Annotated in this window: 25 protein-coding genes; 5 read left to right on the top strand and 20 right to left on the bottom strand. The window is 73.9% G+C overall.

Going from position 1 to position 24,466, the window contains the following annotated elements:
• Positions 1–24: 24 nt before the first annotated feature.
• From L3X23_RS12485 to L3X23_RS12460, 6 genes are all read right to left on the bottom strand, one after another.
• Positions 25–582: a hypothetical protein gene (locus L3X23_RS12485; RefSeq protein ID WP_237192394.1), complete on the bottom strand. Its 558-nt coding sequence runs from the start codon at positions 580–582 to the stop codon at positions 25–27.
• A complete protein-coding gene (locus L3X23_RS36125) occupies positions 579–1,157 on the bottom strand; it encodes a TetR/AcrR family transcriptional regulator (protein ID WP_237192393.1) in 579 nt (192 codons plus the stop codon). The genes L3X23_RS12485 and L3X23_RS36125 overlap by 4 nt, the downstream gene beginning before the upstream one ends.
• Positions 1,158–1,295: 138 nt before the next feature.
• Positions 1,296–1,772: a putative immunity protein gene (locus L3X23_RS12475; RefSeq protein ID WP_237192392.1), complete on the bottom strand. Its 477-nt coding sequence runs from the start codon at positions 1,770–1,772 to the stop codon at positions 1,296–1,298.
• A gap of 133 nt (positions 1,773–1,905) precedes the next feature.
• Positions 1,906–2,790, bottom strand: coding sequence for a MaoC family dehydratase N-terminal domain-containing protein (locus tag L3X23_RS12470; RefSeq protein ID WP_237192391.1), 885 nt, complete (start codon positions 2,788–2,790; stop codon positions 1,906–1,908).
• A 28-nt stretch (positions 2,791–2,818) separates the two neighbouring features.
• Entirely contained in the window at positions 2,819–4,144 is a 1,326-nt protein-coding gene (locus tag L3X23_RS12465) for an SLC13 family permease (protein WP_237192390.1), read from the bottom strand.
• Positions 4,145–4,148: 4 nt separating this feature from the next.
• On the bottom strand, positions 4,149–5,357 hold the full coding sequence (locus L3X23_RS12460; protein WP_237192389.1) for a CaiB/BaiF CoA-transferase family protein: 1,209 nt from the start codon (positions 5,355–5,357) through the stop codon (positions 4,149–4,151).
• 143 nt (positions 5,358–5,500) lie between these two features.
• Between L3X23_RS12460 and L3X23_RS12455 the strand changes: the two genes are divergently transcribed.
• Positions 5,501–6,394 carry a LysR family transcriptional regulator gene (locus L3X23_RS12455; protein ID WP_237192388.1) on the top strand — a complete coding sequence of 298 codons (894 nt, stop codon included), beginning with the start codon at positions 5,501–5,503 and terminating at the stop codon, positions 6,392–6,394.
• Between the two features lie 16 nt (positions 6,395–6,410).
• Here L3X23_RS12455 and L3X23_RS12450 read toward each other — a convergent pair whose 3' ends face one another.
• Positions 6,411–7,292 (bottom strand): CoA ester lyase, encoded by an 882-nt coding sequence (locus L3X23_RS12450; protein ID WP_237192387.1) that lies wholly within the window; start codon positions 7,290–7,292, stop codon positions 6,411–6,413.
• A 290-nt stretch (positions 7,293–7,582) separates the two neighbouring features.
• Entirely contained in the window at positions 7,583–8,404 is an 822-nt protein-coding gene (locus tag L3X23_RS12445) for an SDR family NAD(P)-dependent oxidoreductase (protein WP_237192386.1), read from the bottom strand.
• A 115-nt stretch (positions 8,405–8,519) separates the two neighbouring features.
• Here L3X23_RS12445 and L3X23_RS12440 point away from each other — a divergent pair, with 115 nt between their 5' ends.
• Positions 8,520–9,119 carry a TetR/AcrR family transcriptional regulator gene (locus L3X23_RS12440; RefSeq protein ID WP_237192385.1) on the top strand — a complete coding sequence of 200 codons (600 nt, stop codon included), beginning with the start codon at positions 8,520–8,522 and terminating at the stop codon, positions 9,117–9,119.
• Positions 9,120–9,137: 18 nt separating this feature from the next.
• On the opposite strand, the gene L3X23_RS12435 is transcribed toward L3X23_RS12440, so the two are convergent.
• The 5 genes from L3X23_RS12435 to L3X23_RS12415 form a co-directional block, all read right to left on the bottom strand.
• A complete protein-coding gene (locus L3X23_RS12435; protein ID WP_237192384.1) occupies positions 9,138–9,560 on the bottom strand; it encodes an arsenate reductase ArsC in 423 nt (140 codons plus the stop codon).
• A complete protein-coding gene (arsB, locus tag L3X23_RS12430; protein ID WP_237192383.1) occupies positions 9,560–10,639 on the bottom strand; it encodes an ACR3 family arsenite efflux transporter in 1,080 nt (359 codons plus the stop codon). The genes L3X23_RS12435 and arsB overlap by 1 nt, the downstream gene beginning before the upstream one ends.
• Positions 10,636–11,007: a helix-turn-helix transcriptional regulator gene (locus L3X23_RS12425; protein WP_237198005.1), complete on the bottom strand. Its 372-nt coding sequence runs from the start codon at positions 11,005–11,007 to the stop codon at positions 10,636–10,638. The genes arsB and L3X23_RS12425 overlap by 4 nt, the downstream gene beginning before the upstream one ends.
• Positions 11,008–11,102: 95 nt before the next feature.
• The gene (locus tag L3X23_RS12420; RefSeq protein ID WP_237192382.1) at positions 11,103–12,317 is read right to left on the bottom strand and encodes an MFS transporter; all 1,215 of its coding nucleotides are present in this window, start codon (positions 12,315–12,317) and stop codon (positions 11,103–11,105) included.
• Between the two features lie 4 nt (positions 12,318–12,321).
• The gene (locus tag L3X23_RS12415; protein ID WP_237192381.1) at positions 12,322–13,638 is read right to left on the bottom strand and encodes an FAD-dependent oxidoreductase; all 1,317 of its coding nucleotides are present in this window, start codon (positions 13,636–13,638) and stop codon (positions 12,322–12,324) included.
• Between the two features lie 97 nt (positions 13,639–13,735).
• Here L3X23_RS12415 and L3X23_RS12410 point away from each other — a divergent pair, with 97 nt between their 5' ends.
• Complete coding sequence (locus tag L3X23_RS12410) at positions 13,736–14,623, top strand: metalloregulator ArsR/SmtB family transcription factor (RefSeq protein WP_237192380.1); 888 nt, start codon at positions 13,736–13,738, stop codon at positions 14,621–14,623.
• Positions 14,624–14,705: 82 nt separating this feature from the next.
• Here L3X23_RS12410 and L3X23_RS12405 read toward each other — a convergent pair whose 3' ends face one another.
• The 7 genes from L3X23_RS12405 to L3X23_RS12375 form a co-directional block, all read right to left on the bottom strand.
• Positions 14,706–14,909 (bottom strand): 4-oxalocrotonate tautomerase family protein, encoded by a 204-nt coding sequence (locus L3X23_RS12405; RefSeq protein ID WP_237192379.1) that lies wholly within the window; start codon positions 14,907–14,909, stop codon positions 14,706–14,708.
• Between the two features lie 26 nt (positions 14,910–14,935).
• Complete coding sequence (locus L3X23_RS12400) at positions 14,936–15,733, bottom strand: 2-keto-4-pentenoate hydratase (RefSeq protein WP_237192378.1); 798 nt, start codon at positions 15,731–15,733, stop codon at positions 14,936–14,938.
• On the bottom strand, positions 15,730–16,542 hold the full coding sequence (locus L3X23_RS12395; protein WP_237192377.1) for a 2-keto-4-pentenoate hydratase: 813 nt from the start codon (positions 16,540–16,542) through the stop codon (positions 15,730–15,732). The genes L3X23_RS12400 and L3X23_RS12395 overlap by 4 nt, the downstream gene beginning before the upstream one ends.
• 125 nt (positions 16,543–16,667) lie before the next feature.
• A complete protein-coding gene (locus L3X23_RS12390; RefSeq protein ID WP_237192376.1) occupies positions 16,668–18,950 on the bottom strand; it encodes a bifunctional salicylyl-CoA 5-hydroxylase/oxidoreductase in 2,283 nt (760 codons plus the stop codon).
• Positions 18,947–19,822, bottom strand: a complete 876-nt coding sequence (locus L3X23_RS12385; protein WP_237192375.1) for an acyl-CoA thioesterase II — start codon at positions 19,820–19,822, stop codon at positions 18,947–18,949. The genes L3X23_RS12390 and L3X23_RS12385 overlap by 4 nt, the downstream gene beginning before the upstream one ends.
• A complete protein-coding gene (locus tag L3X23_RS12380) occupies positions 19,819–20,271 on the bottom strand; it encodes a cupin domain-containing protein (RefSeq protein WP_237192374.1) in 453 nt (150 codons plus the stop codon). The genes L3X23_RS12385 and L3X23_RS12380 overlap by 4 nt, the downstream gene beginning before the upstream one ends.
• On the bottom strand, positions 20,268–20,408 hold the full coding sequence (locus L3X23_RS12375) for a hypothetical protein (RefSeq protein ID WP_237192373.1): 141 nt from the start codon (positions 20,406–20,408) through the stop codon (positions 20,268–20,270). Before L3X23_RS12375 ends, L3X23_RS12380 begins: the two co-directional genes overlap by 4 nt.
• A gap of 216 nt (positions 20,409–20,624) precedes the next feature.
• Here L3X23_RS12375 and L3X23_RS12370 point away from each other — a divergent pair, with 216 nt between their 5' ends.
• Together L3X23_RS12370 and L3X23_RS12365 are read left to right on the top strand one after the other, a co-directional pair.
• Complete coding sequence (locus L3X23_RS12370; protein WP_237192372.1) at positions 20,625–22,790, top strand: indolepyruvate ferredoxin oxidoreductase subunit alpha; 2,166 nt, start codon at positions 20,625–20,627, stop codon at positions 22,788–22,790.
• Positions 22,790–24,466, top strand: coding sequence for an indolepyruvate oxidoreductase subunit beta family protein (locus tag L3X23_RS12365; RefSeq protein WP_237192371.1), 1,677 nt, complete (start codon positions 22,790–22,792; stop codon positions 24,464–24,466). The genes L3X23_RS12370 and L3X23_RS12365 overlap by 1 nt, the downstream gene beginning before the upstream one ends.

The raw sequence follows: 24,466 nt of genomic DNA, 5'->3' as shown, positions 1-24,466 counted from the left end.
TTGGGTAGCAAACAACCACGCGCCTCAGCGATCGCGGGTGGGGTCGCCGCGCCCGGCGAAGGCGGGGCCTGCGAGGAACCACACCCCGGTGACGATGGGGAGGAGCAGCAGGGTGGCCCAGTAGGGATGGCCTGCGGCGTCCTCGACATCGGCGGGAGCGGGCCCACCCTCGAGTCCGATCATGACGAGCAGGCAGGCCGCGCCGATCGCCGCGGCGAGCAGCACGCGGAACCATTCACGCCAGAGGGCGCGCACCTCCTCGGTCGATCCCTTGGGCGGCCTGGTCGGTGCCGGTCCGCCCGCGAACCGGTACCGGAACCAGGTGTCGGTGCGCTGCACGATGTGGTGGCCGAACGCCACGGTGATGCCCAGGTACAGGGCCGCGAACGCGTGCGGCCGTGTCGGCGGGGCGCCGTTCAGTACGTCGACCGCGACGAGGACCAGCAGGGCGAGGTCGACGAGGGGCACCCCGGCGAGCACGACGGTGCTCAGCCGCCGGGCGCGGGCGAGGTAGCGCAGCGCCAGCCCGGCGAGCAGGAGTGCCCAGAACGCGACCTCGGCGCCGATGATCGCCGCGATCACGACAGCAGCGCCCGGCGCAGGGCGGCGGTGGCCTGGTCGCGGCTGATCAGGTCGGGCGCGGTCAGCAGCTCGAAGGTCAGCCCGTCGACGACGGCGTTGAGGTGGGTCACCTCGGCTTCGATGTCGGTGGCGGGTGGTCTGAGCCCCGCCGCCACCAGGTCGGTGACCACCGTGGTCAGGAACTCCCGGATCGCGGTGGCCTGCTCGGCCACGATGCGAGCCAGACCCGGGGCGTGGCGGGCCCTGGCGACGAACGCCATCCAGACGCCCAGCTCCCGCTCGGTGTCCTCGCGCAGCGGCATCAGCTCGCTCACCATCGCCACCGCCCGCCGCCCGAGGTCGGGCTCCGTCGCGAGGCGAAGGATGCGCTCCCGTACCCGCTCGGCGAGGCCGGTCATCGCGAACTCGTGCAGCCCGGCCTGGGTGGAGAAGAAGAACCGGATCGACCCGGACGACAGCCCGGTCTCGGCGACCACACCGCGCACCGACGCCGCCTCGACGCCGCCCTTCTCCAGGAGACGCCACACCGCCTCGACGATCTCGCGCCGCCGCTCCTGCGGGTTCACCTGGGCCACGAACGCAAACTAGCACACCTGTGCTAGTCCGCTCGGCCCTTCACTGAGCCCCAGACGGCACCCCGGTCGAGCCGGGCGACCATGACGTCCAGCGCGGCCTCCCGAGCAGCGCCGCGGCACACCTCCCGGCCCCGGCCGTCACTCGAACACGGACCAGCAGAGGGCGTTGCGCCGTTGCTGGTCCTCGAGGACGAGCTCCTGGACCGGCGCGGGGAGCCTGCCGCGCTGCCACAGGCATTCGCGCCTGCCCGCCTCCACCCCCGACGCCGCCCGCACGGCCTTGATCGCGTAGGCGGCGGCGCCGAGGTCGTGCTCGGCGACGTGCGCCACGCACGCCGCCTGTCCCGCCGCGTAGGCGGCGAAGCGGGGTGCCCCGCGCAGGTCCCGGGCCGCCCCCATGGCGTGTCCGCCCGCCGAGCGGGTGTCCCACATGGACAGTTCCCCGCACGTCCACGCCCGCACCGCGGCGAGCGCCGCCCGCGGCCGCGGATCGTCCGAGTCGAACAGGGGGAGGACGTGCTCGGCGCACTCCGCGGCCCACAGGGCGAGCAGGTGGTGGTCGGCGTCGGTGAGCGTGCCGCCGCGGCGGACGGTGACCATCCTGGGGTCGCGCACCGGGGGCAGGATCATCCTCCGAGCCGCCCCGTGTCGGCGGCGGTCAGACTCTCGTCCACGGATCCGACTCTACGAGACGCCGCAGGCCCGGGTGCGCTGTCCGCGCAGCGGGGCGCTCCCGAGCCGGCGTGGGTCAGCGGAGCCGCACCTGCGCGGTCAGCGACGGCTCGACGCCCTCGGCGGCGACCGCGACCGTCGCGGTGTCGCCCTCCCGGTCGCCGGTCGCGACCAGCGGGGACGGGACGAAGGCCGGACGGGACAGCCGGTAGGAGACGCTCTCGACCTGCTCCTGCGGGGCGTGCCGCCGGGGCAGCTCCAGGCCGAGCAGCGCCATCAGCGGGCCGTGGATCACCAGGTCCGGGTACCCCTCCACGGCGGTGACGTACGGGACGTCGTGGTGGATGCGGTGGCCGTTGTAGGTCAGCGCGCTGAAGCGGGAGAGCAGGACCGAGTCGGTGGGCAGCCGCAGGCGCCAGGCGGCGGCGGGCTCCGGTCGGCCGCCCTCCGGACGTGCCATGGTCCGCCGCTCGGTGCCCTCGGGCTCGGAGCGGTAGACCACGTCCTGCTCCTCGACGGCCGCCACCGCGGGGTCGCCGTCGACGGTGAGCTCGCTGCGCACCGTCACGAACAGCATCTCCCCGGTCCGCCCCGACCGCGGGACCACGGCGCTCACCGCGGACCGGCTGGTCAGGACGGACCCGAACGGGATGGGCCGGTGCCGGGTGAACCGGCCGCCGGCGATCATGCGCCGCCTGCCCGGGATCGGCGGCAGGAACGGTCCGTCGGCCGGGTGGCCGTCCTCGCCGATCTCCGAGGTGCGCGGATGGGCCAACAGCAGGAACCAGTGCCACAGCGGAGGCAGCGGCGCACCGTCGTCGAGGGCGGGCGGGTCGGTCTCGACCAGGTCGGCGAAGGCCGCGGCGGGCCAGGGATCGACCCGGCGGGTGAGCTCGACGGTCGGCGGGTGCCAGTCCGCGACGGCCGCGGCGAGCGATCCCTGGGTGGCGAGGTCGGTCATGGGAGTCTCCTTCGGGGTCGAGACGGCGTCAGAGGACGACGAACGCGAGCCAGGCGGCGACCGGCGCGAGGAGGCAGACCCCGAGGCCCCACAGGAGCATCGCGCGGTAGGTCTGCGGGCGCAGGGCGTCGGGCGCGTTGGCGATGACGAGGGCGCCGTTGGTGGAGAACGGGCTCGCGTCCACGATGGTGGACGCGGCGGCCAGCGCGATGACCACCCCGGTCACCGGGAGCGCCCCGGAGCCCAGGAACGGCACCGACAGCGGGACCAGCGCGCCGAGGATGCCGGTCGTGGACGCGAACGCCGAGACGACCCCGCCGATGTAGCAGATCACCAGCGCCGCGACCAGCGGCGTGCCAATCCCGACGATCATGGCGCCCAGCGAGTCGACGACGCCGACGTCCTCCAGCACGCCGATGTAGGTGACGATGCCGCAGACCAGCAGGATCACCGGCCACGCGATCTGACTCGTCGCCTCCTTGGCGGTGGTGCGGAAGATCAGCGCCAGCACGGCGGCGATGGTCAGCGCCGTGAAGCCGGTGTCCAGGCGGAAGCCGATCGTGCCCACCACCAGGGCCGCGAGGCCGACCAGGGTGACCAGCTGCTCCACCTCGAGGCGGCCTGCGGTCGGGGCCGCGACGAGCGTCGCCGTGCGGCCCGTGCCGCCGCCCGCCGGGGCCGCGCCGGGGACGGGGCCCTCGCCGGGGGACGTGTCGTCGTCGGCGGTGGGGGCCGCGCCGGGGGCCGGGGCTGTGCGCCGGCGTCCGAAGATCGCCCAGGTGGCGAGGGCGGCCACCAGGTTGAGCGCGAACGTGCCGGCGAACAGGGCGGCGGCGTCGACCTGCAGGCCGTTGGCCGCCAAGGTGCCGTGCACGATGCCGCCGAGGATCCCGGTGGGGGAGAAGCTCCCCGCCGCGGCGCCGTTGACCGCCATCAGGCCCGCGTAGATGGGGGTGATGCCGTGCCGCACGGCGAAGGTGATGCCGATCGGGGCGACGATCGCCACGGCCGCGGGCGAGGCGGCGCCCGCCGCGCACAGCACGGTCGTCAGCAGGAACAGCACCCACGGCACCAGCCCGATCCGGTTGCCGCTCAAGCGGACCGTGGACCGCACCAGCCAGTCGACGGTGCCGTTCGTCCGGGCCATCCCGAACAGGAACGTCACGGCGAGCAGCACCACGAACAGGTCGCCGGGGAAGGCGGCGAGCACCTCCTTGGGCCGGCTCCCGACCAGGACGCTGCCCACGAGGAACGCCGCGACGAGGGCGAGCACGCCCATGTTCAGGCCCCGCAGGGCCGACAGCAGGAAGACGGCGGCGAGCCCGAGAACGCCGATGATCTCGATCGTCGTCATGCCGTCACCGCGCCCGGGCCGGGACCGGCTGCTCGGCCTGTTCCGGTGTCTCGGCGAGCCAGGCGAGCACGCTCTCGGTGTGCTCACCCAGCGCGGGCACCGGGCGGAGCGCGGGGTCGGTGCCCGGCAGCCGCACCGGCGGCACGAGCCCGGTCAACGGGCCGACCGGGCTGTCGAACTCGGCCCACCGTTCCCGGGCGCGCAGCTGGGGGTGGTCGGCGAACTCGGCCATGGTGCGTTGGCGCGCGTAGGCGATGGGCGCCGCCTCCAGCCGGGCGACGAGCTCCTCCCCGGTCAGGGTCGCGGCGACCTCCGCGATCAGCGCGTCGAGCTCGGCGCGGCGGGCCACCCGCTGCGCGTTGCCCGCGAACCGCGGGTCCGCGGCCAGCGCGGGCTGCTGCAGCACGACCCGGCAGAACGCCTCCCACTCGTGCTCGTTCTGCAGCCCGAGGTTCACGACCGTGCCGTCGCCCGCGGTGAACGGGCCGTACGGGGCGATGGTGGCGTGGCTGGCGCCCGCGCGCAGCGGCGCCGTGCCGCCGTAGCGCGTGAAGTACTCGGCGTAGCCCATCCACTCGCCGAGCGCCTCGAGCATGGACACCTCGAAGGCGGTCCCCCGCCCGGTCCGGCCGCGGTCGAGCAGCGCCGTGAGGATCCCGGAGTAGGCGTACATGCCCGACGCGATGTCGGCGATCGAGATCCCGACCTTCGCAGGCTCCTCCGGTCCGCCGGTGAGCGAGACGAGCCCGGCCTCGCACTGGATCAGCAGGTCGTAGGCCTTGCGGGTGCCGTACTCGCCGCCCGTGCCGTAGCCCGAGACGCCGCAGACGACCAGGCGCGGGTGCCGGGCGGTGAGGGTGGCGGGCTCGAGGCCGAGCCGGTCGGCGGCGCCGGGTGCGAGGTTCTGCACCACCACGTCGGCCCGGCCGACCAGCTCGTGCAGTGTCCGGTTCCCCGCGGCCGAGCGGACGTCGAGCTCGACGCTCTCCTTGCCGCGGTTGAGCCAGACGAAGTGGCTGGACATCCCGCGCACGGTGGTGTCGTAGTGCCGGGCGAGGTCGCCGCGACCGGGTCGCTCGATCTTGATGACGCGGGCGCCGAGGTCGGCGAGCTGGCGGGTCGCGAACGGGGCCGCGACGGCCTGCTCGAGGCTGACGACGACGAGCCCGGCCAGCGGGCCCGGCGTGGTGGGCGGTGGTGCGGAGGTTCTCATGGGCCACTCCATCGTGGGTTCGGCATCGTGGGTTCGGCGACGAGGCGGTGGGCGATCGCCCGGCAGCCAGGATCGCGGCGCCCGGCGCCCGTGTGAAATGAACGCTTCGCGGACCGACGATGCGCGTCGCGCATAATTGCAGCATGGAGATCCGGGAGCTGGGCTGGTTCACGCTGCTCGCCGAGCGGGAGCACGTCACCGAGGCGGCCGAGCACCTCAACGTGGCGCAGTCGACGCTGTCCCGCGCGGTCGCCCGGCTCGAGCGCAGGCTCGGGGTGCCGCTGTTCGACCGCGCCCACAACCGGCTGCGGCTCAACGAGTACGGCGAGATCCTGCGCGCGCACGCGCTGCGGGCCCTGTCGGAGATCTCCGCGGCCGAGCAGCGGATCGCCGCGCTGGCCGATCCGGGGCGCGGCACGCTCTCGGTCGGCTTCCTGCACTCCTTCGGCGGCTGGCTGCTGCCCGGCCTGCTCGCCGGCTACCGCGCCGAGTCCCCGGGGGTGGCGTTCCGGCTCAGCGGCGGCGCGGCCGACACCGTGGTCGACGGCGTGCGGGCCGGCAGTCTCGACGTGGCCTTCACCAGCCCGCGCCCGGCCGGTGACGACCTGCTGTGGACCGAGCTGGGCGACGAACGGCTGGGGCTGCTGGTGCCCGAGGCCCACCCGCTGGCCGAGCGGGAGTCGGTCGCGGTGGAGGAGCTGGCTCAGGAGCAGTTCGTCGCGCTCGAGCGGCTGTACGGGCTGCGGCAGGTCGCGGACCGGCTCTGCGCGGCGGCGGGTGTGTTGCCCCGGGTGGTCATGGAGGCCACCGAGCTCGTCACGGTGCGCTCGCTGGTCGCGGCCGGGCTGGGTGTCGCGATCGTGCCGGCGCCGCGCCCGGGGGACGCGGTGCTGCCCGGGGTGCGGGACGTGGCGATCGCCGATCGCGGGGCCTCGCGGGCGGTCGGGATGATCGTGGCCGCCCACGGCACCCCGACGCCCGCGGCCCGCCGGTTCCGGGAGTTCGTGCGGGCCCGGCACACCGAGCCCCCGAGCTGAGGCGCCCTGCTCGTGGTCAGGAGCCGGGGGCGTGGCTCGCCTGGCGGAGGACCTCGCGGGCGTGGGCGAGCACCGGAGCGTCGACCATCCGACCGTCGAGGGCGAAGACGCCGGCGGTGTGCCGTTCGGCGGCGGCGAGCACCGCCTGGGCGTCGGCGACCTCCGTCGGCGTCGGGCGGAAGGCCTCCCGCACCACCGCGACCTGGCTGGGATGGACGCAGGCCTTGGCCGCGTAGCCGTCCGCGACGGCGTCCGCGGTGTCGGAGCGCAGCCGGTCGAGGTCGGCGATGTCGACCAGGACGGTGTCGACCGGCATCACCCCGGCGGCCCGGGCCGCGTACAGGACGCGGGTGCGGGCCTCGGCCAGGGCGGGCCGGTACCCGCCTGCCGCGGTCCGGGCGCTGCGGCCGCCGAGGTCGGCCCGCAGGTCCTCGCTGCCCCACATGATCCCGACACAGTTCGGGGCGGCCGCGATCTCCGGTGCGGCGAGCACCCCGGCCGCGGTCTCGCACAGCGCGACGACGGGCCGGGGCGCGAGCGCGACGACGTCCGCGGCCCGGGCCGTCATCGGCAGCATCACCGGGACGTCCGGACGGGCGGCCAGGGCGGCGAGGTCGTCGTCGTGCCAGGGGGTCCCCGGTGCGTTGATCCGCACCAGCACACCGGTCGGGTCCAGCGCGTCCAGACCGGCGACGACCGCCGACCGTGCCCCGTCCTTGGCGCCCGGGCCGACCGCGTCCTCGAGGTCGAGGACCACCATGTCCGCCACGGCGGCCGCCTTGGCGTAGCGCTCCGGGCGGTCACCCGGGCAGAACAGCCACGCCGGGCCGCGCACGACCGGCGGCAGGGGGTCCTCGACGGCCTCGGCGAGGCTCGGTGCAGCGGGCTCGTCGGCCACATCACTCCTTGTCCGGTGGTGTCGGCGCCTGCCGGGTCCACACAGGAGACGGGCCTCGCGCCGGGACCCCCAGTCTCGGCCACCGACGCGAGGGTGTGAAGTCCGGGGGATGCGGACCGACGATGCGCCGGGCGCATGACACGCCGCGGTGTCGGGAGTCGCGGTCCGGGGAGAGGACCGGGGACGGCCGCGCACCCCGGGTGGCGGTACCCGCGCAGGTCGCTGAACCGGGAGTACCGGGCGGGTCTCGAGCGGTCCGTGACCGTGGGCGGGCCCCCTCCGGGTCCCGGTCAGCCGGGGGCCTGACGGCTGAGCGGCTCCCATGCCCGGTAGAGCTCGTCTCGGGCGCGGCGCAGCTCCTGGACCTGGTCGTAGGACCGGCTGCCGACGATGAGTCGCCGGGGCGGGTCGGGCAGTGTGGCCAGCTCCATGACGACCGGGACGGCCGTCTCCGGTGCCGGGCCCGAGTCCTCGCCCCACATCTCGGCCAGTTCGGCGCGCAGGGCGTCGTAGTGCGGCAGGGTTCCCGTCGCCGTGATGCCCTTGGTGAACAGCTCGGTGTCGTAGCCGCCCATCTCCACGATGGTGACCGTGACGCCGAACCGCTCGACCTCCATCGCCAGCGCCTCACTGACGGTGTCCAGTGCCGCCTTGCCCGCGCCGTAGAACCCGACGGACGCCATCCCGCCGGCCGCGCCCATCGAGGTCACCTGCAGGATTCGTCCGGACCCCTGTGCGCGCAGATGGGGCAGGACGGCTTGCGACACCCACACGGCGCCGAAGAAGTTGACGTCCAGATGTGCCCGGATCTGGTCCTCCGTGGCCTCCTCGACCATCCCGTAGAGCAGCCCGCCCGCGTTGTTGACCACGACGTCGAGCCGGCCGAGGGCGGCCACCGCGCGGTCCACGGCATCCCTCACCGCGCTGCGGTCGGAGACGTCCAGGACGAGCGGGATCAGGGTGTGCGGGTACTCCGCCTGCAGGTCCGCCAGCGGCGCCACGTCGCGGGCGCAGGCCACCACGCGGTCCCCGGTGGCCAGGACCGCCTCGGCGAAGGCCCTGCCCAGCCCGCGGGACGCGCCGGTGATCAACCATCCTCTGGCAGGGGTCATGTCTGCACCTTCCTCAAACGAGACGAACCGTCTCGTCTCGTCGTTACCGTAGGTCTCCGGGCTCCGCCCTGTCAAAACGAACCGGTCCGTCTCGTTGTCCGGGTAGCGTGTCGCCATGCCCGATGCCAGGACGCCGGAGCCCTCTCGGCGCAGTGAACGGTCCCGGCACGCGATCCTGGAGGCCACCCGCGCGCTGGTCTCCGAGGTCGGGTACGGCAAGATCGCGATCGAGACCATCGCGGCCCGGGCGGGCGTCGGCAAGCAGACCATCTACCGCTGGTGGCCGTCCAAGGGCGCGGTGATCTTCGACGCGTTCCTGGCCCTGAGCGAGGGCGCGTCGGGGCCGGGCGTGGCGCTGCCCGACACCGGCGACATCGAGGCCGATCTCAAGACGGTCCTGCGCGCGACCGCCGCCGAGTTCGCCGACCCCGAGTTCGAGAAGCCGATCCGGGCGCTCACCGGCGAGATCGTCAACGATCCCGACCTGGCCGCCCAGTACCGCGAGAGGCTCGCCAAGCCCGTCGACGAGGCCAAGAAGGAACGCCTGCGCAGCGCCCAGCGGGCCGGCCAGCTCGCCGCGGACGTCGACCTCGACCTGGTCCTGGAGGTGCTCTACGCGCCGCTGTTCCAGCGCTGGCTGCACCGCTCCGGCCCGCTGACCGCGCAGTACGCCGACTCGCTCGTCGATGCCACGCTCAGGGCCTTCGGCCCCTGAGTCGCAGGCCCGCCACGGTCATCGCGTCCGCGCGTCGACCTGCGGCACGAGCTCGGCGAGCAGCGCGCGGACGCGGCGGTCGATGTCGTCGCGGATCGGGCGGACCTCGTCGACGGGCCTTCCGGCGGGGTCGGTGAGGGCCCAGTCGAGGTAGCGCTTGCCGGGGAAGACCGGGCAGGCGTCCCCGCAGCCCATGGTGATGACGACGTCCGAGGCCTCGACGGCGTCGGTGGTGAGCCTTGTGGGGACCTCGTGGGTGAGGTCGATGCCGATCTCGGCCATGACCTCGCGCACGGCGGGGTTGATGGTCTCGGCAGGTTCGGAGCCTGCGGAGCGGACGGCGACCGCGCCGTGGGCGTGGTGCTGGAGCAGCGCGGCGGCCATCTGGGAGCGGCCGGCGTTGTGCACGCAGACGAACAGGACCTCGGGAACGGCGGGCATCAGCGGGCTCCGTGACGGGTCGGCCACCAGCGGCGACGCAGGGCGAGGGAGACGTAGACCAGGCCGACGAGCACGGGTACCTCGATCAGTGGGCCGACGACGCCGGCGAGGGCCTGGCCCGACGTCACGCCGAAGGTCGCGATGGCGACGGCGATGGCGAGCTCGAAGTTGTTGCCCGCGGCGGTGAACGCCAGCGTGGCGGAGCGCTCGTAGCCCAGCCCGACGGCCTTCGCGAGGGCGAGGGATCCGAACCACATGAGCGCGAAGTAGGCCAGCAGCGGCAGCGCGATCCGCGCGACGTCGAGGGGTTGCGAGGTGATCGCCTCGCCCTGGAGGGCGAAGAGGACGACGATGGTGAACAGCAGCCCGTAGAGCGCGAACGGCCCGATCCGGGGGATGAACCTCTCCTCGTACCACGTGCGGCCCTTGGCCTTCTCCCCGAACCGGCGGGTCAGGTAGCCGGCGACCAGGGGGATCCCGAGGAAGATCAGGACGGACCGGGCGATCTGCCAGGCGGAGACGTCGAGGTCGGCCCGGGGGAGGCCCAGCCACCCGGGGAGCACGGAGAGGTAGAACCAGCCGAGTCCGGCGAACGCGACGACCTGGAACACCGAGTTGATCGCCACCAGGACGGCGGCGGCTTCGCGGTCACCACACGCGAGGTCGTTCCAGATGACGACCATGGCGATGCAGCGGGCCAGGCCGACGATGATCAGGCCGGTGCGGTACTCGGGCAGATCGGGGAGCATCAGCCAGGCCAGGGCGAACATCAGCGCGGGCCCGAGCACCCAGTTGAGGACCAGCGAGGAGATCAGCAGGCGGCGGTCCCCGGTGACGGTGTCCAGCCGGTCGTAGCGGACCTTGGCCAGCACCGGGTACATCATGATCAGCAGCCCGAGGGCGATGGGCAGCGAGACGCCGTCGACGGTGATGGCGTCGAGCGCTGCGCCCAGGCCGGGGACGAGTCGTCCGGCGCCGAGCCCGATCGCCATGGCGGCGAGGATCCAGACCGGCAGGAAGCGGTCGAGTGTGGACAGTCGCTGTGCGACGGGTGCGTCGGGGTCGTTCGTGGTGGTCATGCGGGGGCGTCCTCGGGTGCGCAGGTGCTGGCGAGTGGGGTGTCGGTGGGGACCAGGACGTGGGCGAGCCTGCCGATGACGGCGGGCCGGACGCGGTAGTAGATCCAGGTCCCGCGCCGCTCCCCGGTGATCAGGCCCGCGGTGCGCAGCACCTTGAGGTGGTGGCTGATGGTGGGGCCGGTCAGGTCGAACGCGCCGGTCAGATCGCACACGCAGGCCTCGCCGCCGTCGTGGGCGGCGATCAGGGACAGCAGGCGCAGCCGGACCGGGTCGCCGAGGGCCTTGAAGACGGCGGCCAGTTCGGCCGCCTCGTCGGCGCTCAGTGCGGCGTGCGTGGCCGCGGAGGTGACTAGCAACGGCAGGGACACCGGTACGGACTTCGACACACGTCTATCTTCATGGATGTCGAAGCAGCGGGTCGACGCGGGGGCCGGTGACCTCGAGGACGGGCGAGACGGCCTGCTCAGCGCGCAGCGGCCACCCGGGGCGGGATGCTGCCGACCGCGAACGCGGCGGCGGTCGCGGCGACGGCGGCGAGCAGCCAGAACACCGCGGTGTAGCCGCCCAGGGTCGCGGCCAGGGCGGCGCCGGCCCACGGGGCGACGGCGGTGGCGATCATCGACGGGGCGGAGAGCAGCCCGTTGAGCCGCCCGTAGTGCGCGGCACCCCAGCGGTCGCTGATGGCGGTGGCCTGCAGCAGGGTGAAGATCCCGCGGGCGGCGCCGGCGAGCATCGCGACGGCGGTCAGCAGCCCGGTGGGGCCGGGGACCAGGGCCAGCAGCGCGGTCGCCAGTGCGGACACGGCCAGGATGCCGACGCCGCGGGCCCGCACGCCCAGGGTCCGGTCGAGGCGGCCGTAGCCGAGCCGTCCGCACACCTGCCCCACCCCGCCGAGGCCCAGCACCCAGGCCGCGGTCGTGGTGGACAGGCCGCGTTCGAGGAACAGCGGGACCTGGTTGACCACCACGGCGAAGGCACTGAAGGTGCCCAGCGTGATCGCCGCCACCAGCAGTGCGAACGCGCGGCTGCGCACGATCTCCCGCGGCGCGTGCCGAGGCGCGGGCTCGCCCGTCTCGTGGTGCTCGGGCCACCGTCCGCGCAGCCCGAGGGCGTGCCCGGGGAGGGTGGTCACGGCGAGGACGATCGCCAGGACGAGGTAGGTGTCGCGCCACCCGAGGTGGCCGAGCAGGGCCGCGGTCAGCGGGGCGAAGATCGTGCTCGCCAGCCCGCCCAGCAGCGTCACCACGGTCAGCGCCCGCACCCGTCGAGGTCCCCACCAGCGGGTCAGTGCGGCGAAGGCGGGCGGATAGAGGGTCCCGGCCATGGCGACCCCGGCGAGGGTCCACGCGGCGAAGAACAGCGGCAGCGTGGGTGCCCATCCGATCCCGACGACGGCGGGCGCGGCCAGCGCCGACCCGACCGTCATCACCGGCCGCGGCCCGATCCGGTCCAGCAGCCGCCCGGACCAGATCCCCACCAGCGCCGACACGACGAGGCCCGTCGAGAAGGCGGCCGTGACCGTCGAGACCGGCCAGCCCGTGTCGGCGGAGATCGACGGCGCGAGGACGGGGAAGGCGTAGTAGAGGACACCCCAACTGACGATCTCGGTCGCGCAGAGCACGAGGAGCACCCGCCGCAGACCACCGACGGTCAGCGACGCGACGCTCGCCGGCGGCACCTGCTCAGTCCTGCGGGCGCCCGACACCGACCGCGACCGGCTCGACGGGGGCGCCACAGCAGCCTCCGTCCGCGGCGCCCGCCGGGTCGTCGACCACCCCGGCGCCCCCGCAGACCCCGGTCTCGGGGAGGACCAGCTCGACGCGACCGGCCGCGGCCTGGTCCCCGTCGATCGCGGCGACGACGGAGCGGACCTGCTCGTAGCCGGTCATCGCGAGGAACGTCGGCGCGCGGCCGTAGGACTTCATACCGACCAGGAACACCCCCGGCTCGGGCTGCGTCAACTCCCGCGCCCCGTGCGGAGACACCGTGCCGCACGAATGCACGTTCGGGTCGACGAGCGGCGCCAGCGCGCGGGGTGCCTGCAGCACCGGGTCGAGATCCAGGCGCACCTCCGAGAGCCACGACAGGTCCGGACGGAACCCGGTCAGGGCCACGACCTCCGCCACCGGGTCGAGGCGGCGCCCGTCGTCGGCGACCAGGACGAGTCCGTCCGCGGCGGCCTCGACGGCGCGGGTGCGGAACCCGGTCACGATGCGGACGTGCCCGGCCTCGACGGCGGCGGCGGCGCGCCGGCCCAGCGCTCCGCGGGCGGGGAGCTGGTCGGCGTCCCCGCCGCCGAAGGCGTCTCCGACCCGGCCGCGGCGCAGCAGCCAGGTCACGTGCGTGCCCGGCTCGGCGGTGGCGAGCTCGGCGAACGCCACCAGCGCGGTCAGCGCCGAGTGCCCGCTCCCGGCCACCGCGATCCGCTCGCCCGCGAACCGGCTCCGCACGGCGGGGTCGTCGAGGTCGGGAACCCGGTAGCCGATGTGTGCCGCCGCGGCGCGCTCCCCGATCGCGGGCAGCCCGTCCCCGCCCAGCGGGTTCGGGCCGCTCCAGGTCCCGGAGGCGTCGACGACCGCGCGGGCGGTGATCCGCTCGTCCGCGAGGTGCACCGTCAGCGGCTCGCGGTCGCGGCCCGCGTCGACGACCCGGTCCCGACCACGCCGCGCCACACCGACGACGCGCGCGCCGAAGCGGACCCGGTCTCCGAGGACCTCGGCGAGGGGCTGCAGGTAGCGGGCCGCCCACTCCTGCCCGGTCGGGTGGTAGTCCGGGTCCGGGGCCTGCCACCCCGTCGACGCGAGCAGCCTCTCCGCGGCCGGGTCGACCAGCTCGGCCCACCGGGAGAACAGGCGCACGTGGTGCCACTGCCGCACCGCCGCACCCGCCCGCTCCCCGGCTTCGAGGACCAGCGGGGTCGACCCGCGTTCGACGAGGTGCGCTGCGGCGGCGAGCCCCACCGGGCCCGCCCCCACGACCACCACCGGCAGCTCGGCCATGACTCCTCCATCGATGAGCATCGATCCTTCGGGCCCGGACTGTATCGACGGGGGTCGATGGATGCAACCATCGACGTTCGTCGATACTCTGGTCGCCATGAGCGCTCCGCCTCGCTTGCCGTCGTCGACCGTCCTGCCGCTGTCGGACGTCTCCGACCCGGCGCCGGCGCAGCTCGCCGCCCACGACGCGGCGACCTACGCGGAGTGGTTCGCCTGCCTCGCCGACCCCACCCGCGTCCGGCTCCTGCACGCCGTGGCGGTCGCAGGCCACGAGACGACCGTCGGTGAGCTGCACACCCGGCTCGGGATCAGCCAGTCCACCACCTCCCACCACCTGCGCAAGCTCGCCGACGTCGGGTTCGTGACCGTGCGGAAGGAGGGCACGGCCACCCTGGTGTCGGTCAACCCCGCCTGCTGCACCGGCCTGCCGCACGCCGCCGACGCCGTCATGGGACTGCTCGGCCCCCGTCCCTGCTGCCCCGCCGACGTGCCGGAGGACGTCACCGTCCGCGCCCTGGAGGCACGCGACTGGCCGGAGGTGAGACGCATCTACGCCGAAGGCATCGCCACCGGACACGCCACTTTCGAGACCGAGGTCCCCGACCGCCGCGAGCTCGACCGCAGGTGGCTTCCCGGCCACCGCTGGGTCGCGGACGTCGACGGCCGGGTCGCCGGGTGGACCGCCCTGACCGCCGCCTCCACCCGCCCCGTCTACGCCGGGGTCGCCGAGTCCGCGGTCTGCGTCGGGGACGGGTTCCGCGGCCGCGGCGTCGGGAAGGCGTTGCTGCACAAGCAGGTCACCGCCGCGGACGGCGCCGGGATCTGGACGCTGCAGACCTCGGCCTTCCCCGAGAACCGCGCCTCGCTGGCCCTGCACCGCTCCGCCGGCTACCGCACCCTCGGCGTCCGCGAACGCATCGCCCGCCACCACGGCGTCTGGCGCGACACCGTGCTCCTCGAACGCCGCCGCGCCGTCGACGACTAGGGTCCTGGCCGGCGTCGGGCCCTTCGGCGCATCTCACCCACGGCCTCGACCTCACCGCGACCGATCGCGCCCCGGGCTCGGCTCATCTGGCTCCGCGGGCGCGCAGGTCCGCGAGGGACTCGCCGCCCGCGAACCAGAGTTCCGGCTCGCACTCGGTCAGGACCACGCGGATGGTCTCCCGCTTCGCCCCGATGGCCTCTTCGGCGGCGGTGGTGAGGGCCTCGCCGAGGGCGCGGAGCTGCTCGGGGGAGCGGCCCTTGGCGAGGGTGACCTGGATCAGGGGCATGGGTGTTCCCTTCCGAGCGCGGTGGGTCAGGCGCAGCCGAGCTCGACGGACCCGAGCCGGTCGATCGAGGCGACGACGACGTCGGCGGGGGCGACGGGGACCGCCGCGGTCAGCCCGCCGGAGAGCACGATCTCGCCCGCCCGCAGGCCCTCGCCGTCGGCGGAGAGCTGGCGGGCGAGCCACGCGACCGCGGCGGCGGGGTGCCCGAGGGCCGCCGCGCCGGACGCGGTGGCGACGACCCGCCCGTTCTTCTCCAGCACCACGCCGACCAGCCTCAGGTCGATGCCGGCGGGGGAGACCGGGGCCCCGACGAGGTAGCGGGCGGCGGAGGTGTTGTCGGCCACCACGTCGGCCATGGTGAAGCGGTAGTCGGTGTAGCGGGAGTCGAGTACCTCGATCCCCACCGCCACCCCGGACGTCGCGGCCAGCACGTCCGCCGCGGTGACGTGGGGTCCGTCGAGGTCGCGGCCGAGGGTGAACACGATCTCGGGCTCGCAGCGTGGCTGGATGTGCCGCGAGGTGTCCAGCGGCGCACCGAGGTCGAGGGCGTTCGCGGCGGCGAGGAAGCCGTAGACGGGGTCGGTGACGCCGACCTGTGCCTGTTTGGCCCGGGAGGTGACCCCGAGCTTCCACCCGGCGAGCGGGCCCGCGCCCGAGCGCAGCACGCGTTGCACCCGGTAGGCGGTGGGGAGATCCAGGTCGGGGAACTCGTCGGACAGCTGCGCGATGGCGGTCCGCTCGGCCACGGCCTTGTCCAGGCGGGTGGCCAGCTCCTCGATGTCGATCCCGCCGTCGATCCTGCCGTCGGTCCTGGTGTCGCTCATGGTCCGACCCTCACGGTGACCGGGCCGAGCCGGTCGAACTCGGCCCGGAAGACGTCTCCCGGGGTCATCGGGACGGCCGCGTGCAACGCGCCCGTCATGATCAGGTGGCCGGGCTCGAGCGCGATCCCGTTCTCCCCGAGGGTGTTCGCCAGCCAGGCGACGACGGCGACGGGGTCGCCCAGGGCGGCCGCCCCCGCGCCGGTGTCGACGAGCTCGCCGTTGCGGGTCAGGGTCATCCCGACCAGCCGGGTGTCCAGCGTGGTGACGGGGACGACCCGGCTGGAGACCGCGACCGCGCCGTTGGACGCGAGGTCGGCGACGGTGTCGGCGAGCTTGATCCGCCAGTCGACGATGCGCGAGTCGACGATCTCCACCCCGGCCACCGCCCCGGCGAGGGCGGCGCGAGCCTGGGTGACGGTCACGCCGGGGCCTTCGAGCCGCTCGCCGAGGACGAAGACGATCTCGGCTTCGAGCTTGGGCGCGATGAACCGCGACAGCGGGATCTCGTCGCCGTCGCGGTAGACCGTCGAGCCCAGGACGGGGCCGTAGTCGGGGGAGTCCACACCGATCATCCGCTGCATGGGCTCGGAGGTCAGCCCGACCTTGTAGCCGACGACGCGGTCGCCGTCGGCGAGGAGCAGGGCGACCAGCTCCCGCTGCACGGCGTAGCCGTCCGCGATGCCCAGGGCGGGGTCGTCGTCGGTGAAGGGCGCGATCGGCGTGCGCGTGCGGCGAGCGTCGTAGAGCGCCTGCGCCTTGCCGCGCGGGTCCGTCACGACCACGGCCGCCTCGTCCGGTCCCGTACTCATCCTCGCTCCTGAACGGCCATCACGACGGCCTTGGGGTCGGTGAAGATCTCGCGGCTGACGGTACCGCCCTCCCGGCCCTCGGGTACCTCCACGGCGACCGCCCCCGCGGCCGTCGTGGGTCGGGTTCAGGGTGTCTGTTCCCGGCGGCGGGCCGAGAGCCCGGAGCGGTACTGCTTCGGGATCGGGTGTCCTCGGTAGTCCTGGTCGAGTGCGGCGTTGAGCGTCCAGTAGGGGTCGACGAGGTGGGGGCGGGCGATGGCGCAGAGGTCGGCCCGTCCGCTGGCGATGATCGTGTTGGCGTCCTCGACCGAGGAGATGGCGCCGACGGTGATGGTCGGGACGCCGGTCTCCTGGCGGATCCGGTCGGCGAAGGGCGTCTGGTAGAGGCGGCCGTACCTCGGGCGGGCCTCGGTGCTGGTCTGGCCGGTGGAGACGTCGATGATGTCGGCGCCGTGCGCGGCGAGCATCGGGGCGAGGGCGACGGCGTCGTCACCGTCGAAGCCGTCGTCGACCCAGTCGGTGGCGCTGATCCGGACGCTGATCGGCTTGGCGGCGGGCCAGACCTCGCGGACGGCGTCGAGGATCCGCAGGGCGAGGCGGGCCCGGTTGTCCAGGCTGCCGCCGTAGGAGTCGGTGCGCCGGTTGGAGACCGGCGAGAGGAACCCGGACACCAGGTAGCCGTGGGCGAAGTGCAGCTCGAGCAGGTCGAACCCGGCCTCGTCGGCCCGTCGTGCGGCCGCGACGTGGTCGGCGACGACCTGGTCGAGGTCGGCCGCGGTGGCCTCGCGCGGCACCGCGCTGTCGGGTCGGTACCGAACCGGCGAGGGGGCGAGGATCTCCCAGTTCCCCTGGTCGAGGGGCTCGTCGATGCCCTCCCACATGAGCTTGGTGGAGCCCTTGCGCCCGGCGTGCCCGATCTGGGCGCCGATCGCGGCGTCCGTCCGCTCGTGGACGAACCGCACGACGCGGGCCCAGGCGTCCCGCTGCTCGTCGGTCCACAGGCCGGGGCAGCCGGGGGTGATCCGCGCGTCGGGGGAGGTGCAGATCATCTCGGTCATGACCAGCCCGGCACCGCCCTGGGCCCGTGCGCCCAGGTGGACGAGGTGCCAGTCGTCCGGGACGCCGTCGGTCGCCGAGTACTGCGCCATCGGCGAGACCACGATCCGGTTCGGGAGGGTGAGCCCGCGCAGCCGGAAGGGGTGGAACATCGGCGGGGTGCCGGTCTCGACCTCGAGTCCGTGGGCGCGGGTGCGCTCGGCGAGCCAGGCGTCGACGCGGCCGACGTAGCCGGGGTCGCGCAGCTTGAGGTTGTCGTAGGTGACCCGCTGCGAGCGGGTGAGCAGCTGGAACGTGAACTGCTCCGGCGCGAGGTGGCGGTAGCGCCGGGCGCCCTCGAACCACTCCAGGCTGGTCTGGGCGGAGCGCTGCAGCGACTCGACGGCCGGCTTGCGGTCCTCCTGGTAGGCCTTCAGCGCCGCGTCGATCGTCGGCTCGCGGTCGACCGCGACGGCGAGCCCGATCGCGTCCTCCAGCGCGAGCTTGGTCCCCGACCCGATCGAGAAGTGGGCGGTGTGCGCGGCGTCGCCGACCAGCGCGACGTTGCCCGCCATCCAGTTCCGGTTGCGGACGACGCCGAAGTTCAGCCAGCCGCTGTTGTTGCCGACCAGGCCGTGCCCGTCGAGCAGCTCGGCGAAGATCTCCTCGCAGAACCGCATGCTGCGCTCGTCGTTCTCGCCGGGCCTGCGCGGTGCGGCGGCGAACTCGCCCAGCCCGGCGCGGGCCCAGGTGTCGGAGTCGGTCTCGACGATGAAGGTGGAGCGCTCGCCGTCGAACGGGTAGATGTGCGCCCAGAACAGGCCGAACCCGGTCTGGACGAACTGGAAGGTGAAGCAGTCGAACGGGCGGGTCGTGGCGAACCAGACGTACTTCGCGGTGCGCGGGTCGAGGCTCGGTTCGAAGTCCGCGGCGAGCGCGGAGCGGATCCGGGAGTTCACGCCGTCCGCGGCGACGACCAGGTCGTGCGAGGCGCGCAGGGTGTCGAGGTCGGGGGCCTCGCTGGAGTAGCGGACGTCCACACCCAGCTCGGTGGCCCGCTCCCCGAGGATCGCGAGCAGCCGCTTGCGCTCCAGGGCCGCGAAGGCGTGCCCGTCCGACCGCTCCCGGGTGCCGAGGAAGTCGACGTCGATCGCCGACCAGTGCCGGAACTCCGCGGCGATGCGGCCGAGGGACTCGGGGTCGGCGGACTCGATGTTCGACAGGGTCTCCTGGGAGAACACCACGCCGAAGCCGAAGGTGTCGTCCGCGCGGTTGCGTTCGTAGACCGTGATCTCGCGGGTGTGGTCGGACTTCTTCAGCAGGGTCGCGGCGAACAGACCACCGGGCCCACCACCGACTGCGACGATCTTCACGGGAGTCTCACCAGTCCTTCCTGGACGACCGAGGCCAGGAGGCGGCCGTCGGCGGAGAACAGCCGGGCGGTGCCCAGGCCGGTGCCGCGGGTGGCGACGGGGGAGTCCTGTACCAGCGCGACCCACCCGTCGATGCGGCCGTCGTGGTGCCACCACATGGCGTGGTCGAGGCTGGCGGTGACCACGCCCTCGTCGGCCCAGGCCGCGCCGTGGGCGCGCAGGATCGGCTCGAGCATCGTGTAGTCACAGACGTAGGCCAGGGCGCTGCGGTGCAGGGCCGGGTCGTCGGGGAGGCGGTCCCAGGCCCGCAGCCACACGGTCTGGCGGCGGACCCGCGCGCCGTCGTGTCGGGTGTAGACCGCGGACGGGGAGTGTCGGATGTCGACGCTGCGGTGGTGGCGCCAGTACTCGGCGTCGCGGGTGTCCGCATCGCCGAGGGCCTCGGCGGTGGTGGGCAGGGCCTCGGGGTCGCCGAGGTCGGCGGGCGGCTCGACGGCGTGCTCGACGCCGGCGGCCGGGACGCCGAACTGGGCCATCGCCCGGAAGACCTCCCTGCCGTGCTGGACGCCGCGCACGGCCCGGTGGGAGAAGCCGCGTCCGTCGCGGACGCGCTCGACCTCCCAGCGCGTGGGTGCCCGTACGTCTCCGGCGCGCAGGAAGTAGCCGTGGAAGGAGTGGATCCGGCGGTCGTCGTCGCAGGTCAGCGTGGTCGCGTGCACGGCCTGGGCGACGAGCTCGCCGCCGTAGGCGCGCCCGCTGGGGATCCCCTGGTGGCGGGCGACGAACGCGTCGTCGCCGTCCTTGCGCAGGTCGAGCGCGTCCCGCAGCGGTGCGCTGGTGCGCGCGGTCTCGGTGGGCATCGGGGTGGTCATGCGCGCCGGTACCCCTCGAGCACGGAGTCGTCGACGTCGTCGAGGTTGACGACGATGTTGTCCGGGGTCCGGCAGGTCAGCCACACGAGCTCCTCGGTGGTCGACATGTTGCCCTCGACGTGCGGCATGAACGGGGGAACGAACACGAAGTCGCCCTCGGTCATCTCGATCCACTGCGCGTAGTCCTCGCCGTACCAGATCCGACCGGTGCCCTCGAGCACGTAGCCGCCGGTCTCGGCCTCGCCGTGGTGGTGGGGCAGGGAACGGTAGCCGGGCTCGTTGGACACCCGGCCGAACCAGATCCGCGTGGCCGGCGTGTGCTGCGGCGAGACACCGGAGACCCGGACGGCGCCGCCGGACTGCCCGGTCGCGCCGAACTCCTGCCCGGCCCGGGTGACCACCGGTACGGACCCGGTGTCCGGCTCCACGGTTCGGCTCTGCGCGGTCATGCGACGCCTCCTGCGACGGTGGGGAGCAGGTGTCCCTGCTCGGACGGTTCCTCGATGCGGATACGGGTGGTCAGCACGCCGACGCCCTCCAGAGCGACCTCGACGACGTCGCCGTCGCGCAGGGTCGCCCGACGCATGTCCCGCTCCTGTATGTCGTGTAGCTGACGACCGTTACAGAAGCACGCTTCACATGGTCGGGGCAAGGGTGCGGGGGCGAGCTCGCGCACAGCGGACCGGAGCCGCGTTGAACGGCTAGGTGCGTGGCGTCGGGAGGCCTACCGTCGTTCACCACTACCTCACGACCGTCATGCGTCCGGCATGACTGCGACCCCATCCACGTCGAAGGGAAGGCCATGGCCGAACGGTCCTTCGCCGCCGAGGTGCAGAAGCTGCGCGCAGGCGCGGGCGAGACACTGCACGTCGAGGGCATCCTGGCCGTGACGAAGGCGCTGCTGCAGTCCGGCGTCGCCTACGTCGGCGGCTACCAGGGCGCGCCGATCTCGCACCTGATGGACGTCCTCGGTGACGCCCGCGAGGTGCTCGACGAGCTCGACATCCGGTTCGAGAACTCGGCGTCGGAGGCGACCGCGGCGGCGATGCTGGCCGCCTCGGTGCACCATCCGCTGCGCGGCGCGATCACCTTCAAGTCGCCGGTGGGCACCAACGTGGCCTCGGACGCGCTGGCCAACCTGGCCTCGGGCGGGGTGACCGGCGGCGCGCTGGTGATCCTCGGCGAGGACTACGGCGAGGGCTCCTCGATCATGCAGGAGCGCAGCCACGCCTTCGCGATGAAGTCGCAGATGTGGCTGCTCGACCCGCGCCCGAACACCACGGCCATCGTGGAGGCCGTCGAGGCCGGGTTCGCCCTGTCCGAGGTGTCGAACACCCCGGTCCTCCTGGAGCTGCGGCTGCGCTCGTGTCATCTGCACGGCGGCTTCGTGGCCAAGGACAACCGGCGGCCGCCCATGACGGTCGCGCAGGCCGCGCAGGCCCCGCGCCGCGCCGTCGACCGGATCGTGCTGCCGCCGGCCGGCTTCCTGCACGAGAAGGAGAAGATCGAGGACCGCTGGCCCCAGGCCGTCGAGTTCATCCGCGAGCGCGGCATGAACGAGCTGTTCCCCGGCGACGGGTCGGCCGACGACGTCGGGGTCATCGTGCAGGGCGGGCTCTACAACACCCTCAACCGGTCGATGGAGCTGCTCGGCGCCTCCGACGCCTTCGGCCGCACCCGGGTCCCGACCTACGTCATGAACGTGACCTATCCGGTCGTCGACTCCGAGATCGTGGAGTTCTGCGCCGGCAAGCGCGCGGTGATCATGGTGGAGGAGGGGCAGCCGGACTACATCGAGCAGAACCTGCACGCCGTCCTGCGCCGGGCCGACGTGCCGACGGTGCTGCACGGCAAGGACATGCTGGCCGCGGCGGGCGAGTACACGACCCAGGTCGTGACGCGCGGGCTCGACCGGTTCCTGAGCAAGTACGCCCCGCAGACGGTGACCCACCGGCCGTCGCTGCTGCTCGACGCGGACGATCCGGCGAGCCCGCTCGCCCCGCGGGTCGCGGCCGAGGTCGTCCGCCCGCGCCCGCCGGGCCTGTGCACCGGCTGCCCGGAGCGACCGATCTTCGCGGGCCTCAAGCTCGCCGAACGCGAGACGGGCGCGCACCAGATCTCCGCCGACATCGGCTGCCACCTGTTCGCGATCAACGCGCCCTTCGACCTCGGCGCCACCACCATGGGCTACGGCCTGGGAGCGGCCGGGGCGGCGGCCCTGTCGAGCGACCGGACCGAGAACCGGCCCGTGTCGATCATGGGTGACGGCGGGTTCTGGCACAACGGCCTGACCTCCGGCATCGGCAACGCGGTGTTCAACAAGTCGGACCAGCTGATGGTGGTGGTGGACAACGACTACGCCGCCGCCACCGGTGGGCAGGACCTGCTGTCCTCGCACGCCGAGCTGGAGCGCCGCTCCACGCACCACCCCATCGAGCGGGCGGCCCGGGGTCTCGGGATCACCCGGGCGACCACGATCGACCACACCTACGACGTGCAGAAGGTCAAGGACGCCTTCCTGAAGGCCTTCCGCCGCACGGAGAGCGGGCCCGAGCTGCTGGTCATGCAGTCCGAGTGCCAGCTCAACCGGCAACGGCGGGTGAAGAAGGAGCGGGCGGAGAAGCTGAAGCGCGGCGAGCGCGTCGTGCGGGAGCGGTTCGGGGTGGACCCGGAGACCTGCACCGGTGACCACGCCTGCATCCGGATCTCCGGCTGCCCGTCGCTCACGATCACCGACAACCCGGACCCGCTGCGCAGCGACCCGATCGCCACCGTGCTCGACAGCTGCGTGGGCTGCGGGGTGTGCGGCAACAACGCCCACGCCGCGGTGCTCTGCCCGTCGTTCTACCGCACGGACGTCGTCGACAACCCCACCGTCTCCGACCGGCTGCTGGGCCGCGTGCGGGGCTGGTGGATCACCCTCGCATCCCGGGGCCTCGAGCGCCGGGCCGCTCGGATGGAGGTCTGATGCCCACCGTCATGCCCGCGACCACGCCCGCCACCGGGGAGGCCACCTGGTACGCCGGACAGCGCCCGATCACGATCGCCGTACTGGCGATGGGCGGCGAGGGCGGCGGCGTGCTCGCGGACTGGATCGTCGCGGTCGCCGAGCGGGCCGGGTACTTCGCCCAGACGACCTCGGTGGCCGGCGTGGCGCAGCGCACCGGTGCGACCGTGTACTACGCCGAGCTCTACCCGCCGCTCACCGAGACACCCGACGCGGCGGGCAGGCCCGAGCCCGTGCTCGGCGTCTTCCCGGCCCCCGGGGAGGTCGACGTCGTGGTGGCCTCGGAGCTGATGGAGTGCGGCCGGGCCGTGCAGCGCGGCTTCGCCACCCCGGACCGCACCACGCTGATCACCTCCACCCACCGCGTCTACTCGATCGACGAGAAGATGCACCTGGGCGACGGGCGGGTGGACTCCGCCGAGCTCCTCGCGGCCGCGGGGCGCGCGGCGAAGCGGCTGGTCGCGGCGGACTTCGCGGCGATCGCCGAGGAGCACCGCAGCGTGATCTCCGCGGCGCTGTTCGGCGCGGTGGCCGGGTCGGGCACGCTGCCCTTCCCCCGCGAGGCGTTCGAGCAGGCGATCCGGGACGCCGGCAAGGGGGTCGAGGCGAGCCTCGCCGCGTTCGCGGGCGGGTTCGCGGCGGCCGCACCCCCCGTTCCCGAGAAGCCGAGGCGAGCCCCCGTCGAGATCTCGATCGGCGTCCGCCCCGTGTCGGTCGAGGAGCGCAAGGAACGCGAGGAGGCACGGCGCGCCGAGATCGCCGCCACCGCCCCCGAGTCCCTGGTCGGCCCGGACCTGCGCCCGCTGGCCCGCGAGGTCGCGGACCTGCCCGCCCCGGCGCGCTCCACCGTGCTGCACGGGCTGGTGCGCACCGGTCTCTACCAGGACCTCGACTACGCGCGACGCTATCTGGACCGGGTCCGCACGGTCGCCGCCGCCGACCCCGATGCCGCCGGATCCGCCCGGCTCACCACCGCCGCGGCCCGGCACCTGGCCCTGTGGATGTGCTACCAGGACACCATCGCGGTCGCGCTGCAGAAGACCCGCACGCGCCGGCTCGAGCGGGTCCGCACCGAGGCCCGCGCCACCCCCGCCCAGGTCACACAGGTCCGCGAGTACCTGCACCCGCAGTCGGAGGAGATCACCGACACGCTGCCCTACCGCCTCGGCGGGCTGCTGCGCCGCTCCACGGCCTTCACGCGGGCCGTCGACCGGGTGACGCGGGAGGGGATGATCCTCAACACCACGTCGGTCACCGGCTACACGATGCTCTCGACGATGGCGCGGATGCGTCCACTGCGCCCGCGGTCGCTGCGGTTCGTGCACGAGCAGACGGCGATCGAGGAGTGGCTGGCCCTCGTGCTCGCGGTCGCCGCCGACGACGCGGAGCTGGCCGTCGAGATCGTCGAATGCCAGGGCGTCCTCAAGGGCTACGGCGCGACCTACGCCCACGGAGACGACAGCTTCGCGCTGCTCGTGACGGCGGCCCGGGCCCTGCGCGGCCGGGCGGACGCCGCGACCGAGCTGGCCCGGCTCCGCTCCGCGGCGCTGGCTGACGAGGACGGTGCGGCACTGCGCACGCGGCTGGCCGGGGCCGGCCTGCCCACCACCCCCGACACCCCGAAGAGGAAGAGTTGA

The organism is Pseudonocardia sp. WMMC193, assembly GCF_021728735.1.
Lineage (GTDB): Bacteria > Actinomycetota > Actinomycetes > Mycobacteriales > Pseudonocardiaceae > Pseudonocardia > Pseudonocardia oroxyli.
Note: the sequence above shows the minus strand (reverse complement) of the source record. Positions and strands in the feature narration are given on the sequence as shown.

Coding starts and splice junctions, on each gene's coding strand:
- L3X23_RS12470 (WP_237192391.1), bottom strand. CDS start 2,790: ATGACCGACCTCGCCACCCAGGGATCGCTCGCCGCGGCCGTCGCGGAC.
- L3X23_RS12465 (WP_237192390.1), bottom strand. CDS start 4,144: ATGACGACGATCGAGATCATCGGCGTTCTCGGGCTCGCCGCCGTCTTC.
- L3X23_RS12460 (WP_237192389.1), bottom strand. CDS start 5,357: ATGAGAACCTCCGCACCACCGCCCACCACGCCGGGCCCGCTGGCCGGG.
- L3X23_RS12455 (WP_237192388.1), top strand. CDS start 5,501: ATGGAGATCCGGGAGCTGGGCTGGTTCACGCTGCTCGCCGAGCGGGAG.
- L3X23_RS12445 (WP_237192386.1), bottom strand. CDS start 8,404: ATGACCCCTGCCAGAGGATGGTTGATCACCGGCGCGTCCCGCGGGCTG.
- L3X23_RS12440 (WP_237192385.1), top strand. CDS start 8,520: ATGCCCGATGCCAGGACGCCGGAGCCCTCTCGGCGCAGTGAACGGTCC.
- L3X23_RS12435 (WP_237192384.1), bottom strand. CDS start 9,560: ATGCCCGCCGTTCCCGAGGTCCTGTTCGTCTGCGTGCACAACGCCGGC.
- arsB (WP_237192383.1), bottom strand. CDS start 10,639: ATGACCACCACGAACGACCCCGACGCACCCGTCGCACAGCGACTGTCC.
- L3X23_RS12415 (WP_237192381.1), bottom strand. CDS start 13,638: ATGGCCGAGCTGCCGGTGGTGGTCGTGGGGGCGGGCCCGGTGGGGCTC.
- L3X23_RS12410 (WP_237192380.1), top strand. CDS start 13,736: ATGAGCGCTCCGCCTCGCTTGCCGTCGTCGACCGTCCTGCCGCTGTCG.
- L3X23_RS12405 (WP_237192379.1), bottom strand. CDS start 14,909: ATGCCCCTGATCCAGGTCACCCTCGCCAAGGGCCGCTCCCCCGAGCAG.
- L3X23_RS12400 (WP_237192378.1), bottom strand. CDS start 15,733: ATGAGCGACACCAGGACCGACGGCAGGATCGACGGCGGGATCGACATC.
- L3X23_RS12395 (WP_237192377.1), bottom strand. CDS start 16,542: ATGAGTACGGGACCGGACGAGGCGGCCGTGGTCGTGACGGACCCGCGC.
- L3X23_RS12385 (WP_237192375.1), bottom strand. CDS start 19,822: ATGACCACCCCGATGCCCACCGAGACCGCGCGCACCAGCGCACCGCTG.
- L3X23_RS12380 (WP_237192374.1), bottom strand. CDS start 20,271: ATGACCGCGCAGAGCCGAACCGTGGAGCCGGACACCGGGTCCGTACCG.
- L3X23_RS12375 (WP_237192373.1), bottom strand. CDS start 20,408: ATGCGTCGGGCGACCCTGCGCGACGGCGACGTCGTCGAGGTCGCTCTG.
- L3X23_RS12370 (WP_237192372.1), top strand. CDS start 20,625: ATGGCCGAACGGTCCTTCGCCGCCGAGGTGCAGAAGCTGCGCGCAGGC.
- L3X23_RS12365 (WP_237192371.1), top strand. CDS start 22,790: ATGCCCACCGTCATGCCCGCGACCACGCCCGCCACCGGGGAGGCCACC.